We start from the raw sequence: 14,050 nt of genomic DNA, 5'->3' as shown, positions 1-14,050 counted from the left end.
CAGACAAAATCTTGATAAGCGTGGACTTCCCGGCACCGTTCTGGCCGAGCAGGCAGTGCACTTCCCCGGCCCTGACCTCAAGGTCCACGCCGTCCAGCGCACGCACGCCGGGGAACTGCTTGACGATCCCCCTCATCTGAAGCAGGGGGTGTTCGTCTCCCATGGGGATCTCCCAACGATGTCAGTTGCCGGAATAGACGTGGTCGGAGTAGACGTGATCGCTGATCAGGCGGGTGGCGCCGATGACACCCGCGGTGTCGCCCAGTTCGGACAGCACGATCGGCAGATTTCCGGTGGCGAGCGGCAGCGACCGGCGATAGACGACGCTTCTGATCTCCGCGAGCAGCACGTGGCCGAGCTTGGCCACGCCACCTGCGATGATCACAAGACCGGGGTTGAAGAAGCTCACCAGGCTCGCCAGGACCTGTCCCACCCGGCGCCCGCCGTCGCGGATCAGCCCGATCGCGCCCGCGTCGCCCTGCGCCGCCGCGGCGGCGACGTCCTCGGCCGTCAGCGTGCCCGCGACCGCGAGCCGCTCGGCCAGGTACGGCGAGCCGCCCGAGCGCGCCACCGCGACGGCCTCCCGCGCCAGCGCGGCGCCGCCGAAGTACGCCTCCAGACACCCGGAGTTGCCGCAGGAACAGACCGGCCCGAGGTCGTCCACCCGGATGTGGCCGATGTCGCCGGCGCTGCCGGACACACCGCGGTAGATCTTCCCGCCCACCACGATGCCGCAGCCGATACCGGTGCCGATCTTGACGAGCAGGAAGTCCTCGACGTGCCGTGCGAGGCCCGCGTGCAGCTCCCCGAGGGCCATGATGTTGACGTCGTTGTCGACCACCGTGGGGCAGCACAGTGCCTGCCCGACCGTCTCCCTGACCGGGTAGCGGTCCCAGCCCGGCATGATCGGCGGCACCACCGGAACGCCTTCGGCGAAGCTCACCGGCCCGGGGACGCCGATGCCGGCGCCGCTGAGATCGGTGAACAGCCCGTCTCTGCTCAGCTTGCCGAGCAGTTCGATGGCCCGGTCCAGCACGACGCCGGGTCCCTCTTTGATGTCACAGGGTTCGCTCAGGTGACCGAGCACCTGGAGCTCGCCGTTGGTGACCGCGACGTCGATCGAGGTGGCACCGATGTCGATCCCGGCGAACCGGATGTCACGCGCGATCCGTACGCGGCCCGAGCGCCTGCCGCCGCGCGAGGCGGCCAGCCCGTCGGGCTCGGCGAGCCCGAGCTCGATCAGCCGGTCCAGCTCGACGTTGAGCTTCGACCGGGACAGGTCCACCACGTCGCCGAGTTCGGCGCGGGAACGCCCGCCGTCCCTCAGCAATCGCAGGAGCGCGGCCTGGTGCGCGTTCTCCGGCCTGATGGTCGTCCTCTTCACCTACGCCTCCGCGTCCCAGTGATTGGCTGGAAACGTACCCCTTTTCTGCTGATCTGGGAAGACCTTTTATCGATCCGATGCAACCTTTCGCTGGAATCAGCAAAAGTCGCCTCCGACGTACGGGGTAGAAGAGCAGGAGGACCGTTGGAGGGCGCATGCTGGGGTTGCCGGACGAGGTGCGCGGCTGCCTGTTCGACATGGACGGGGTGCTCACGCGCACGGCGCGGGTCCACGCTGCGGCGTGGAAGGAGATGTTCGACGAGTATCTGCGCGAGCGGGCGGCCGACAGCGGCACGCCGTTCGTGCCCTTCGACGAGACCGGCGACTACGAGCGGTACGTCGACGGCAGAAAACGCCTGGACGGCACCCGGGGGTTCCTGCGGGCCAGAGACATCGACCTGCCCGAGGGCAAGCCGGACGACCCGCCGGGCATGCCCACGGTCAACGGCCTGAGCAACCGCAAGAACGAACTGGTCCAGGCGATCCTCGACCGGCAGGGCGTGGAGGTCTTCGAGGGGTCGGTGCGCTACCTGCGGGCCGTCCGCGACGCCGGGCTGCGCCGCGCGGTGGTCTCCAGCAGCGCCAACACCGCGCGCGTGCTCGCCGCGGCCGGGCTGGACGACATGTTCGACGCGCGGATCGACGGCGAGGTGGCCAGGCGGCGCGGCCTGGCCGGCAAGCCCGCCCCCGACATGTTCCTCGCCGCCGCCGAGGCCCTCGGGCTCGCCCCGGCCGAGGCCGCGGTGTTCGAGGACGCGCTGGCGGGGGTCGCCGCCGGGCGCGCGGGCGGCTTCGCCGTCGTGGTGGGCGTGGACCGCGGGCATCAGGCCGGTGCCCTGCGGGACAACGGCGCCGACGTGGTGGTGACGGACCTCTCCGACCTGCTGGACGAGAAATGATCAAACATCCCGCCTTCGTGGTCGAGCCGTGGTCGGTGCGGGAGTGCCACCTGCACACCGACGTGCTCGCCCAGACCGAGTCGGTCTTCGCCCTGTCGAACGGGCACATCGGGCTGCGCGGCAACCTCGACGAGGGCGAGCCGTACGGGCTGCCCGGCACCTACCTCAACTCCTTCTACGAACTGCGCCCGATGCCGTACGCCGAGGCGGGCTACGGCTACCCCGAGTCCGGGCAGACGGTCGTCAACGTCACCAACGGCAAACTGATCCGGCTGCTGGTGGACGACGAACCGTTCGACGTCCGGTACGGCACGCTGCACTCACACGAACGAGTCCTCGACCTGCGGGCGGGGACGCTCACCCGGAAGGTGTGCTGGAGCTCCCCCACCGGGGCGGAAGTGCGGGTCACCTCGACCCGGCTCGTGTCGTTCACCCACCGGGCCGTGGCCGCGATCCGCTACGAGGTGGAGCCCGTGGACCAGGCGCTCAGCGTGGTCGTCCAGTCGGAACTGGTGGCCAACGAGACCGTGCCGCCGCCGACCACCGACCCCCGCGCCGCCGCCGCGCTGGAGGCGCCGCTCGTCCTGGAGGAGAACGTCACCGCGCGCAACGGCGTGTGCGTCATGGTCCACTCCACGAGGGCCAGCCGGCTGCGGGTCGCGGCGGGCATGCGCCACGAGATCGACGGCCCGGACGGCACCCACGCGGAGTGCGACGGCGGCGGCAACGTCAGCCGGGTGACGGTCGCCACCCGGTTGAAACCCGGCGAGCGGCTGCGGCTGGACAAGTTCTTCGCCTACGGCTGGTCGGCCAAGCGGTCCAGGCCCGCGATGCACGACCAGGTCGTGGCGGCGCTGGCGGCGGCCCGGCTCACCGGGTGGGACGGGCTGTGCGACGAGCAGCGCGCCTTCCTCGACGACTTCTGGGCGGGCGCGGACGTCGAGGTGGAGGGCGACGCCGAGGTGCAGCAGGCCGTGCGCTTCGGGCTGTTCCACCTGCTCCAGGCGGGTGCCCGGCTGGAGCGGCGGCCCATCCCCGGCAAGGGCCTGACCGGGTCGGGCTACGACGGCCACGCGTTCTGGGACACCGAGAGCTTCGTGCTGCCGGTGGCCATCTACACCTATCCCCGGGCCGCCGCCGACGCCCTGATGTGGCGGCAGTCGATCCTCCCCCTCGCACAGGCGCGCGCCGAACAGCTCGGGCTGCGCGGGGCCGCCTTCCCCTGGCGGACGATCAACGGCGAGGAGTGCTCGGGATACTGGCCCGCGGGCACGGCGGCCTTCCACGTCAACGCCGACATCGCCGCCGCGGTCACGCGGTACGTCGACGCGACCGAGGACACCGGCTTCGAGCGGGACATCGGCCTGCCGCTGCTCGTCGCGACCGCCCGGCTGTGGTGCGCGCTCGGCCACCACGACGCCGAAGGCCGCTACCGCATCGACGGCGTGACCGGCCCCGACGAGTACAGCGCCGTCGCGGACAACAACGTCTACACGAACCTCATGGCGCAGCGGAACCTGCGGGCCGCCGCCGCCGTGGCCGTACGTCACCTCGACCGCGCGCAGCAGCTCGGGGTCACGCTGGAGGAGACGGCGACGTGGCGCGACGCCGCCGCGGCCATGTACCTGCCGTACGACGAACGGCTGGGGGTCCACGAGCAGAGCGAGGGGTTCACCGGGCACGCGGTGTGGGACTTCGCGGGCACCCGGCCCGATCAGTATCCGCTGCTGCTCCACTTCCCCTACTTCGACCTGTACCGCAAGCAGGTCGTCAAGCAGGCCGACCTCGTGCTGGCCATGCACCTGTGCGGCGAGGCGTTCACCCCCGAGCAGAAGGCGCGTGACTTCGCCTACTACGAGGCGCTCACCGTCAGGGACTCCTCGCTGTCGGCCGCCACCCAGGCCGTGCTCGCCGCCGAGGTGGGGCAGCTCGACCTCGCCTACGCCTACCTCGGCGAGGCCGCGCTGATGGACCTGCGCGACCTGGAGCACAACACGCGCGACGGGGTCCACATGGCCTCGCTCGCCGGGGCGTGGATCGCGCTGGTGGCGGGGTTCGGCGGCATGCGGGCACGCGAGGGGCGCGTCCGCTTCGCCCCCCGCCTGCCCTCGGGCATCACCCGGCTCACCTTCCGCGTCCGCTACCGGGGCCGGCTGCTGCGGGTCGACGTCACGCCGGACGGCACGACGTACCGGCTGCTGCACGGCACCCCCCTCACGCTGACGCACCACGGTGAGGAGCTTACGCTCGGCGCGCAGCCGCAGGCCCGGCGCAACCCGGCGCCGCCGTTTCCCGGCCTGCGGGTCAGGCAGCCCCCCGGCCGCGCGCCCGTTCCGCGACGACCCGGGGACCTGTCCATCGACCTCGCCTGCCCGCCGGAGCAGCCGGGCGAGGAGCTCTGAGGTCAGAGCATGGCCTGCAGGGAGGCGCCGGCCTGCTCGCCCAGTTTGGTCGGCAGATAGGGCTGCTCGGCCATGACGGCCTCCCAGTTGTCGCGGAGCGCCTCGACGGTGAGGTCGTCGGTCCGCCAGCCCGGCCCCTCGGCCACGAAAACCCGGGCGACCCGGCCCGCGCCGACCGAGAACACCTCGCCGCTGGTCTCGCAGCTCTCGTGGGCCAGGTAGGCCACCAGCGGGCTGACCCGCTCGGGGGTGAACTTCTCCTCGAACTCCGCGGGCAGCAGCGACTCGGTCATCCGCGTCCACGCCACGGGGGCGATCGCGTTGGCCTTGATGTTCGCCCGCGCCCCCTCTATGCCGAGCGTCTTGGTGAGGCCCACCAGGCCCATCTTGGCCGTCGAGTAGTTGGCCTGGCCGAAGTTGCCGAACAGCCCGGCCGGCGAGGAGGTGTTCACGATCCGCCCGTACGCCTGCTCCTTCATGTGCGGGAACGCCGCCCGGCTGACCAGGAACGACCCGCGCACGTGCACGGCGATCACCGCGTCGAACTCCTCGACCGTCATCTTCCCGAACGACCGGTCGCGCAGGATGCCGGCGTTGTTGACGACGACGTCCACGCGGCCGAACGCGTCGAGAGCCGTCCGCACGATCGCCTCCGCGCCCTCCGGCGTGGCGACGTTGTCGGTGCTGGCCACCGCCTCGCCGCCGTTCTTCCCGATGAGCTCGGCGACCTCCGCCGCCGGGCCCGTGGACGCGCCGGAGCCGTCGAGGGCGCCGCCCAGGTCGTTGACGACGACCTTCGCCCCCCGCTGGGCGAGCAGCAGCGCGTGCGACCGGCCGAGACCGTGCCCGGCTCCGGTGACGATCGCCACTCTCCCGTCGAACCTGAGCTCGGACCCCTCAGACATGGCGCCACCCTTCCTCGCAGGACCAGAAGAGAACATCGTTCTAGTTCTTCCAGAACGATATCCTCAACCGCTCAGCCGGAGAAAGCCGCCTTGACGGAGCGTCAGGCGGAGGGGCCGTACCAGAGGTCGGGCTCGCCGGGCACGCGGGTGACCATCCCCCGCTGCTCCAGCCACACCAGGTGGGCGAGCGTCTCGTTGTTGGCCGCCCGCCGCATGTACGCGGGGATCTCCTCCCAGCCGCGCGACCAGGTGAGCCGGGTGGCGATGTCCCAGCAGGTGGAGCCGTCCCCCTCGGCCACGACGCGGCGCACCTCGGCCAGCCGCTCCTCGTGGTGCGCGATCACGTAGTCCACCCGGTCGGCCAGCTCCAGGAAGCGGTACTCGTGGGCGGGCAGCACCTCCTCGACGTCGAGCTTGCCCACCGCCCGCAGCGCGTCGAGGTAGTCGGCCAGCGGGTTGGCCGTCGACTGCGGATGCACGGCGACCATCGACGTGATCCGGGCGAGCACGTGGTCGCCGGAGAACAGCAGCCTGCGCTCCGGCTCGGCGAAGCACAGGTGACCGGGCGAGTGGCCCGGGGTCCACACCGCCCGCAGGTCCCAGCCGGGCAGGTCGAGCCGGTCTCCGTCCTCGATGAGCCGGTCGGGCGTCGCCATCGTGACGAACTGGCGCAGCATGACCGACGCCCCGGCAAGCTCCTCGGCCGTCAGGTCCGGCACGCCGCACCTCAGCAGGAGGGCGCGTTCCCGATGTACGAGCGACTCGATCGCCGACTCGTCATAGCGGTCGTGCACGATGCGGGCGTCGGCCGGGTGCAGCCCGATCCAGGCGCCGGAGACCTCCCGGATCCGCCCGGCCAGGCCGTAGTGGTCCGGGTGGATGTGCGTGACCAGCACGGCCTTCACGTCGGTGATCTCGTACCCGGCCGTGGCGAGCCCCGCGACGAGCGCGGCGTACGCCTCTTCGGTGTTCCATCCGGCGTCGATGATCACTACCCCGTCGGGGACCTCCAGGGCGTAGACCAGCACGTAGCGCAGCGGGTTGATCGGGATCGGGACGGGGATCGACCACAGCCCCGGCCGCACCCGCTCGACCTCGGGCAGTCCCCCGCCCAGCCACGCCGCGCGCTGCGCCTCGTTCGCCGCGGTCACACTCACCTTGTTCATCGGCTCCCCGCCCCTCTCGCAGCCCTGCCCGCTCGATTGTGCCGTCTTACCGAATCTGGTTCTACCGGAGGTACCTCAGGCCGAGACATGCGACCGCATCTCCGGTTCGGAGCACAATCTGCGGCTCTGGCCGTACTTCGACGGCCCGGCTTATCGCCTCGCGATCGACCGTGCGGGTATTCTGCGAGATCCAGCCTGAGAGTCGGTGTAGGACGGGGTGTCAGGCGGAATGTTGCTGAGTTTCCGCACAGCCAACCATCGGTCGCTGCGTGAGGAGCAGCATCTACTCCTCACGCCCGCGTATGACGGGCAGGACACCCCCGACGCCGAGTGGCCGGCCGTCCCGGTCGCGGCGATCTTCGGGCCGAACGCCTCCGGCAAGTCCAACGTGCTTGATGCGATCAGGTACATGTCGTACGTCGTCAGATGGTCCTTCCGGGAGAACGAGCCAGGGGCAGGGCTGCGACGAAACCCCTTCGCGCTCAACAGTGATGAACCGTCCACCTATGTGGTGGATCTCTCTATTGATGGGGTTCGATACACATACGGATTCGCAGTTGACGATCTCGCCGTAGTAGATGAGTGGCTCTACAGCTACCCACGCAAGAGGGAACGTAAGATATTCGAGCGTAGCGGCGATACGTTCACCTATGGAGTGAATACTCCCGATTCCGTCAAGGGGTTGGCGGAACTCGTGGAGCCCAACGTTCTTCTTCTGTCCGTGGGTGCGCGTGCACGCCAGGAGACGCTGCGACCCGTTTACGGCTGGTTCGCCGCTCAAGGCTTTCGCTCACCGTCCGCCATCATGAACACGGAGACGCTCCTGGGCAGGCTGGGAAGTATGGAAATCCCCGAGCTTCAAGCGCGCATAGCCGACCTCATGCGCGCCGCGGACACGGGAATCACCGACTTCGAGGTCGTCGAGGAGACCGACGAGGAGCTGGCCGTACGGGCCGCGAGAAGGCCAAGGGTTAGGGGGGAATACATGCCATCGCGCCGGACAAGGCTCTTGTTCCGGCATATGTGCGGCGCGGGCGAGTTCACGCTCCCCCTGCAGCAGGAGTCCGAGGGAACCCAGCAGATGTTCCACCTCGCGGTCTCGGTGCTTCCCGTCCTGCAGCATGGAGGCGTTCTCGTGGCGGACGAGCTGGACGCGAGCCTGCACACCTACCTCAGCGCCAAGCTGATCCAACTGTTCCAGGATCCGGTCACCAACCCGCGCGGCGCCCAGCTCGTCTTCGCCAGCCACGACTCCGCGCTACTGGGGCGGATTCAAGGTAGAGACGTGCTCAAGCGTGACCAGATCTGGTTCACCGAGAAGGGAGAGGACGGCGGCACTCAGCTGTTCCCACTGACCGATTTCAAGCCGCGCAAGGAGGACAACAGAGAGCGCCGCTATCTGACGGGTCGCTACGGCGCCGTTCCGAATATGGACGACGAACTATTCACGGCGGCGCTTGCCACACGTGTAGATTCGGCCCATGTCCCCCCGGCAGCCCAAGATCGGCAATAGCCGCAAAGGTGGCTCATCAATAGCGAGGCGGTCGCTCCTTGAACGACGGCCTTCCGGCACGCGAGCCCAAAAGAAGCGTTTCCTTATCCTTTGTGAGGGCGAAACCGAGGAACGTTACTTTCAAGGCATGCGTACCCGTGGCGGTCCGGTGCTCGACGTGATCAATCCCAGGGTCGACCACGTCAACGTAGTCGTGGAGGCCCATCGACGTCGATGTCTGGACGATTACGACGACGGCGACGAGGTCTGGTGCGTCCTCGACACCGAACTCGACCGCGGGCTCGCTGATCGGATCCTGGCCAAGGCGGGCGGCGCGATTCGCCTCGCGCTCTCGACTCCATGTTTTGACTTCTGGCTTCTGCTGCATCGAGAGGACCGCCGCGCTCCCTTTCAGACGGCGGGTGACGTCGAGAAGGCACTGAAGCGGGCGCTGCCGGGATGGAGTAAGGGGAGTACGAAGTTCGCGGACTTCCGGGACGGTGTCGACGATGCCTGCCGACGGGCCAGGGCCGTTGCCTCCGAGAAGAAGGACCACATGCGGAACCCGTCGACATCGGTGTGGAGGCTCGTGGAAGCCATCCGCGGATCCGCCGGCGGAGGACGATGATCCGCGAGGTTCCCGGCGGCCGTGGTGACCGCGTGCTCTACCGGAGGTGCCTCAGGATGGGACCGGCGGGGAGGCGTACGTACAGGAGGGCGGAGGCGAGGACGACCACGGCGGTGAGGGCCCAGACGGGGCCGGCGCCGGCGATCCCCGCCAGCGGCACCAGGCAGAGCGAGGAGAGCATGCCGCCGAACTGGAGCTGCAGGGAGTCCACCGACATCACGGTCGCCCGGCGGTCCGCGGCCACCCGCCGGTGGACCAGTTCGGTCCTGAGCAGGGAAGCGACCGCGAGCGCGGTGAACAGCACGACGTAGGCGGCCGCCGCGGCGGCGATCGCGGCCCAGCCGCGCAGCACCACCGAGGCGGCCAGCGCGGCGACCGCCGCCGCCACCACGACGGTGGCGAGCACCGCCGCCCGGACGGAGCCGCGGGCCAGCCGGGCCGCCACCGGCGCGAGCGAGCTGCCGAGCGCGTTGGCGGCGAACCCGGCGAAGGTCACGAAGGCGTAGGCGGCGCCGCCCGTCTCGGCCCGCCCGGTGATCTCCGCGAGCCGGCCGGGGGTCAGCATCTCGATCGTGTTGAGCATCACGCCGCCCGCCGCGGCCACCAGCAGCAGCCGGCCGAGACCGCGGTCGGTCAGCCCGATCCGCACTCCGCCCGCGATCGTGACCGGCACGTCGCGGACCGCCGCGGTCAGCCGGGCCGCCCGGCCCGGCCCCCGCGCCGTACGGCTCGGCTCGCGCATCAGCACGAGCACGGCCACGAGGAGGACGACCGCGGCCCCCGCCGCCGCCCAGACCGGCGCGGCCAGCGGATCCCGGCGTACGGCCAGCGGGAGCAGGCCCCCGGCGAGCGTGCCGAGCGCCAGGGCGGCCGAGCCCGCGACGTTGCCCGCCGCCAGCGCGGGCTTGAGGTCGGCGTCCGGGCCGTGCCGCTCGTGCAGCGTGTCGACGTACCACGCCTGCGCCGGTCCGCTGGACAACGCGCGGGAGACGCCCTTGAGCACGGACGCGACCAGGAACGCCCAGGCGGAGTGCGCCAGCGCCATCACGGCCAGCGCCGCCACGCCGACGACGGCCGAGGCGGCGAGCACCGCCCGCCTGCCGAGCACGTCGGCGAGCCCGCCGGTCGGCAGCTCCAGGACGACGACGGTGACCGAGTAGGCCGCCGTGACGAGGCCGATCTCGGCGATGTCCAGCCCGCGCCCGGCCATCAGCAACACCATCGGCGCCAGCATCAGGCCGGTCGGCAGCCAGGTGAGGAACTCGATCGCGGCGTACCGCCCGTGCTCACGCATGTCCGGCCGCCGGGTCGTCCCGGCGCGGATGGGCCGCCAGCAGCACCGCGACCGTGCGCGCGTCGGGGTCGTCCCGGTCCCGCTCGGCGGCCTCCAGGAACATGGCCGACACCCGCTCGTACAGGGCCGTCACCGTCGCCGGCGAGAGCCGCACCACCAGATCGGACATGCCGGCGGCCTCGACCCACGCCTCGCTCCACAGGTCACGCTCGCGCTCGAAGTTCTCCACGTCGGCGGTGAGCTTCTCGAGCTGGCGCCGCCGCAGGAACGCGGCGGCCTCCCGGCCCTCGGCGGTCGCGGCCATCTCCACGTCGCTCCAGGAGGTGAAGCGGTGGATCGCGCGCCACCGGCGCTCACGCCGGTCACGCCTGCCGGGATCCTGCTCCACGAAGCCGTATCGGGCGAGCTGACGCAGGTGATAGCTGGTGGAGCCGGAGCTCTCGCCGAGGCGCCCGGCCAGCTCGGTCGCGGTCGCCGGGCCGTTCGTGCGCAGCTCCCCCAGCAGCCGCACCCGCAGCGGGTGGGCGACCGCCTTCAGGGTCCGGGAATCGCGGACGTGGAAGACCTCCTGATCCATATCGCGGACACTACTTCGCAAAGGAACTTTTGCAAAGATATCTCTGCGAAAATGAAAGTTTCAGCTGTACGGCCCCGCAATGGCCGGTCAACGGCGTCTTCCCCGCCGGATCGTTGACGCCCGGCGAAACGCGAAGGAAACATGCCATTCGCTCACCGGCTTGGGAGCGCTCCCACACCACCCCCCGAGGACGACTGTGCTCAGACGAATCGGCATCCTCGCCGTGGCGGCACTGGCCACGGCATGCCTGACCGGCACACCTCCCGCCACGGCGGAGGAGGGCCCGGAACAGATCCCCAACGGCACGTTCGACACCACCACGGAACCGTGGTGGCACACCGCGAACCTGAACTTCGAGCTGACCGACGGCCGGCTCTGCTCCGACATCCCCGCGGGAACGACCAACCCCTGGGACGCGATCGTCGGCGTCAACGACATCCCGCTGGTGAAGGACGAGACGTACGCGTTCAGCTTCTTCGCCACCGCGACCCCCGGAAAGGTCGCCAGGGCGTACGTCCAGCTCCCGACCGACCCCTACACGCAGTACGTGGCGGCGGCTCCCGAGCTGAGCGTCTCGGGCAACACCTACAGCTACACGTTCACCTCACCGGTCGACCTGCCCAACGCGCAGGTCGTCTTCCAGCTCGGCGGCAGCGCGACGGCCTGGCGGTTCTGCGTGGACAACGTCTCGCTCAAGGGCGGGGCGCCGCCGGACGTCTACACGCCCGACACCGGCCCCCGGGTCCGCGTGAACCAGGTGGCCTACCTGCCCAAGGGCCCCAAGAACGCCACCGTGGTCACCGACGCCACCGCGGCGCTGCCGTGGCAGCTCAAGAACTCCGCCGGGACCGTGGTCGCGCACGGCACGACCACCCCGCGCGGCGTCGACGCGAGCTCCGGTCAGAACGTCCACTCCATCGACTTCGGCTCGTACGTGAAGGCCGGGACCGGCTACACGCTGACCGCGGACGGCGAGACCAGCCGGCCGTTCGACATCAAGCCCGACGCGTACGCCGGCCTCAAGCTCGACGCGCTGAAGTTCTACTACACCCAGCGCAGCGGCATCGCGATCGACGACGCCCTGCGTCCCGGCTACGGCCGGCCCGCCGGTCACGTGGGCGTCGCTCCCAACCAGGGCGACAAGAACGTCCCCTGCCAGCCGGGCGTCTGCGACTACACCCTCGACGTGTCCGGCGGCTGGTACGACGCGGGCGACCACGGCAAGTACGTCGTCAACGGCGGCATCTCGGTCGCCCAGCTCATGAGCGAGTTCGAGCGCACCAAGAACGCCGCGACCGCCAAGCCGATCGGGAGCCTGAACATCCCCGAGAGCGGCGACGACGTCCCCGACGTGCTCGACGAGGCCCGCTGGGAGCAGGAGTTCCTGCTGAAGATGCAGCGGCCCGACGGCATGGCCCACCACAAGATCCACGACGAGAACTGGACCGGCCTGCCGCTGCTGCCGCACCTGGACGCGCAGAAGCGCGAGCTGCACCCCGTCACCACGGCCGCCACGCTCAACCTCGCCGCAACGGCCGCCCAGGCGGCCCGCATCTTCGCGCCGTACGACGCGGCGTTCGCGGCGAAGAACCTCGCGGCGGCGAAGAAGGCGTGGGCGGCGGCCAAGGCGAACCCGAACATCCTGGCCTCCACCGCCGACGGAGTCGGCGGCGGCACCTACGACGACGCCAACGTCAGCGACGAGTTCTACTGGGCGGCGGCCGAGCTCTACATCACCACCGGTGACAAGGAGTACAAGGACTTCGTCCTCGCCTCGCCGGTCCACACGGCCGACATCTGGCGGACGGGCGCCATGGACTGGGGCAACGTCGCGGCGCTCGGCCGTCTCGACCTGGCGACCGTGCCCAACGCCCTGCCCGGCCGCGACGAGGTGCGCGCCTCGGTGGTGACCGGCGCGGACAAGTACCTCGCCGCGCTGAAGGCCCACCCGTACGGCCTGCCGTACGACACGACGTCCTACGACTGGGGATCGAACAGCATCATCGTCAACAACCTGGTGGTCCTGGCCACGGCCTACGACCTCACCGGCGACGTGAAGTACCGCGACGGCGTGCTGGAGGGCGTCGACTACATCTTCGGCCGCAACGCGCTCAACCAGTCGTACGTGACCGGCTACGGCGAAGTGGCGTCGAAGAACCAGCACAGCAGGTGGTACGCCCACGCGCTGGACACCTCGCTGCCGAGCCCGCCGCGCGGCACGCTCGCCGGCGGCGCCAACTCCAGCATCCAGGACCCGGTGGCCCAGGCGAAGCTGAAGGGCTGCGTGGCGCAGTTCTGCTACATCGACGACATCAACTCGTGGGCGACCAACGAGCTGACGATCAACTGGAACTCGCCGCTGTCGTGGATCTCGGCCTTCATCGCCGACCAGGGCGACGGCACGGTCAAGGCTCCGGCCTCGTGCAAGGTCACCTACACCACGCACGGCTCCTGGCCGCAGGGCTTCACCACCCAGGTCACCCTCAAGAACACCGGCACGAAGGCGATCGACGGCTGGTCGCTGAAGTGGTCGTTCCTGGGCGGCCAGAAGATCGACGTCAGCTGGAACGCCAAGTTCTCGCAGCAGGCCGCGACCGTGACCGCCGCGAACGAGTCGTACAACAAGACCATCAAGCCGGGCCAGTCGGTCACCTTCGGCTTCAACGGCCTGGGCGCACCGGGGGCCAACCCCGCGCCCGACCTGTTCACGCTGAACGGCGCCGCCTGCTCCGTCTGACCGGCCGCCGCTCCTGAAGACCCCGGCCGCCGCCTCGGCAGAGGCGGCGGCCGGTTCCATGTCATCGGGGAGGCTCAGCGCAGATGCGGCTCGTAGGGCGGCAGGGCGACGCCGCCGCCCTGCCCGCCCTCGTCTCCCTCGTCTCCGTCGTCCGCTTCGTCGTCGGCCTGGGCGAGGACCTCCGGCCGCAGGATGCGCGACGCGCCGAGAACCTCGATGCCCAGGAGGCGCCCCTCCCGGTCCAGGTCCAGCACGATCTCCCCGCGCAGTTCGTCGTCCTCGACCTCGATCTGGGTGACCGCCTCTCCCTCGCCGATCTCGTCGACCAGGTAGATGTAGGCGACGTTGTTCTCTCTGTCGTGATCGACGCGCACGTCAGACCTCCCACCCTCGCCCGGCGGCTAGGTCGTGTCTGACGAATCATGGCCCTGCTGCGCGCGGCCCAGGCGGCGCCTCGCTGCGTTGCCCCACCCACGAAAATTCCTCGCAGGCTCGGAATTTCCGCGGGGCCCGGGGTCGTCGTCGCCGATAACGCTGTTATCGGCTCCTCCTCCGCCTTGCGATGC

General features: G+C 70.2%; 12 protein-coding genes. 5 read left to right on the top strand and 7 right to left on the bottom strand.

The window, feature by feature from the left end:
- Both HHX41_RS39240 and HHX41_RS39235 read right to left on the bottom strand, forming a co-directional pair.
- The coding region (locus HHX41_RS39240; RefSeq protein ID WP_182909985.1) for an ATP-binding cassette domain-containing protein at positions 1 to 163 on the bottom strand (163 nt) is incomplete at its 3' end.
- Between the two features lie 18 nt (positions 164 to 181).
- Entirely contained in the window at positions 182 to 1,384 is a 1,203-nt protein-coding gene (locus HHX41_RS39235; protein WP_182909984.1) for an ROK family protein, read from the bottom strand.
- A 155-nt stretch (positions 1,385 to 1,539) separates the two neighbouring features.
- On the opposite strand from HHX41_RS39235, the gene HHX41_RS39230 reads away from it, so the two are divergent.
- Together HHX41_RS39230 and HHX41_RS39225 are read left to right on the top strand one after the other, a co-directional pair.
- Positions 1,540 to 2,283: a beta-phosphoglucomutase family hydrolase gene (locus tag HHX41_RS39230; protein WP_169988269.1), complete on the top strand. Its 744-nt coding sequence runs from the start codon at positions 1,540 to 1,542 to the stop codon at positions 2,281 to 2,283.
- Positions 2,280 to 4,685 carry a glycoside hydrolase family 65 protein gene (locus HHX41_RS39225; protein ID WP_182909983.1) on the top strand — a complete coding sequence of 802 codons (2,406 nt, stop codon included), beginning with the start codon at positions 2,280 to 2,282 and terminating at the stop codon, positions 4,683 to 4,685. Before HHX41_RS39230 ends, HHX41_RS39225 begins: the two co-directional genes overlap by 4 nt.
- 2 nt (positions 4,686 to 4,687) lie before the next feature.
- On the opposite strand, the gene HHX41_RS39220 is transcribed toward HHX41_RS39225, so the two are convergent.
- The gene (locus HHX41_RS39220; protein ID WP_182909982.1) at positions 4,688 to 5,590 is read right to left on the bottom strand and encodes an SDR family oxidoreductase; all 903 of its coding nucleotides are present in this window, start codon (positions 5,588 to 5,590) and stop codon (positions 4,688 to 4,690) included.
- Positions 5,591 to 5,691: 101 nt separating this feature from the next.
- Complete coding sequence (locus tag HHX41_RS39215; protein ID WP_182909981.1) at positions 5,692 to 6,756, bottom strand: MBL fold metallo-hydrolase; 1,065 nt, start codon at positions 6,754 to 6,756, stop codon at positions 5,692 to 5,694.
- A 229-nt stretch (positions 6,757 to 6,985) separates the two neighbouring features.
- On the opposite strand from HHX41_RS39215, the gene HHX41_RS39210 reads away from it, so the two are divergent.
- Together HHX41_RS39210 and HHX41_RS39205 are read left to right on the top strand one after the other, a co-directional pair.
- Positions 6,986 to 8,269 (top strand): ATP/GTP-binding protein, encoded by a 1,284-nt coding sequence (locus tag HHX41_RS39210; RefSeq protein ID WP_182909980.1) that lies wholly within the window; start codon positions 6,986 to 6,988, stop codon positions 8,267 to 8,269.
- Positions 8,238 to 8,876 (top strand): RloB family protein, encoded by a 639-nt coding sequence (locus HHX41_RS39205; RefSeq protein WP_182909979.1) that lies wholly within the window; start codon positions 8,238 to 8,240, stop codon positions 8,874 to 8,876. The genes HHX41_RS39210 and HHX41_RS39205 overlap by 32 nt, the downstream gene beginning before the upstream one ends.
- Positions 8,877 to 8,913: 37 nt before the next feature.
- On the opposite strand, the gene HHX41_RS39200 is transcribed toward HHX41_RS39205, so the two are convergent.
- Entirely contained in the window at positions 8,914 to 10,170 is a 1,257-nt protein-coding gene (locus HHX41_RS39200) for an MFS transporter (RefSeq protein WP_182909978.1), read from the bottom strand.
- The gene (locus tag HHX41_RS40050) at positions 10,163 to 10,747 is read right to left on the bottom strand and encodes a helix-turn-helix domain-containing protein (RefSeq protein WP_220504846.1); all 585 of its coding nucleotides are present in this window, start codon (positions 10,745 to 10,747) and stop codon (positions 10,163 to 10,165) included. The genes HHX41_RS39200 and HHX41_RS40050 overlap by 8 nt, the downstream gene beginning before the upstream one ends.
- Positions 10,748 to 10,943: 196 nt before the next feature.
- On the opposite strand from HHX41_RS40050, the gene HHX41_RS39190 reads away from it, so the two are divergent.
- Positions 10,944 to 13,484, top strand: a complete 2,541-nt coding sequence (locus HHX41_RS39190; protein ID WP_310742380.1) for a glycoside hydrolase family 9 protein — start codon at positions 10,944 to 10,946, stop codon at positions 13,482 to 13,484.
- A 74-nt stretch (positions 13,485 to 13,558) separates the two neighbouring features.
- Here HHX41_RS39190 and HHX41_RS39185 read toward each other — a convergent pair whose 3' ends face one another.
- Positions 13,559 to 13,858, bottom strand: coding sequence for a DUF2283 domain-containing protein (locus HHX41_RS39185; RefSeq protein ID WP_169988253.1), 300 nt, complete (start codon positions 13,856 to 13,858; stop codon positions 13,559 to 13,561).
- Positions 13,859 to 14,050 lie beyond the last annotated feature (192 nt).

It is taken from the genome of Microbispora sp. H13382, assembly GCF_014161445.1.
In the GTDB taxonomy this organism is placed as follows: Bacteria; Actinomycetota; Actinomycetes; order Streptosporangiales; family Streptosporangiaceae; genus Microbispora.
The sequence above is the reverse complement of the archived record's forward strand: the minus strand, read 5'-3'. Positions and strand labels throughout refer to the sequence as shown.

Excerpts from the sequence above, each read along its gene's own strand:
- HHX41_RS39230 (WP_169988269.1), top strand. The coding sequence starts at position 1,540 with ATGCTGGGGTTGCCGGACGAGGTGCGCGGCTGCCTGTTCGACATGGAC.
- HHX41_RS39225 (WP_182909983.1), top strand. The coding sequence starts at position 2,280 with ATGATCAAACATCCCGCCTTCGTGGTCGAGCCGTGGTCGGTGCGGGAG.
- HHX41_RS39220 (WP_182909982.1), bottom strand. The coding sequence starts at position 5,590 with ATGTCTGAGGGGTCCGAGCTCAGGTTCGACGGGAGAGTGGCGATCGTC.
- HHX41_RS39215 (WP_182909981.1), bottom strand. The coding sequence starts at position 6,756 with ATGAACAAGGTGAGTGTGACCGCGGCGAACGAGGCGCAGCGCGCGGCG.
- HHX41_RS39210 (WP_182909980.1), top strand. The coding sequence starts at position 6,986 with ATGTTGCTGAGTTTCCGCACAGCCAACCATCGGTCGCTGCGTGAGGAG.
- HHX41_RS39205 (WP_182909979.1), top strand. The coding sequence starts at position 8,238 with ATGTCCCCCCGGCAGCCCAAGATCGGCAATAGCCGCAAAGGTGGCTCA.
- HHX41_RS39200 (WP_182909978.1), bottom strand. The coding sequence starts at position 10,170 with ATGCGTGAGCACGGGCGGTACGCCGCGATCGAGTTCCTCACCTGGCTG.
- HHX41_RS40050 (WP_220504846.1), bottom strand. The coding sequence starts at position 10,747 with ATGGATCAGGAGGTCTTCCACGTCCGCGATTCCCGGACCCTGAAGGCG.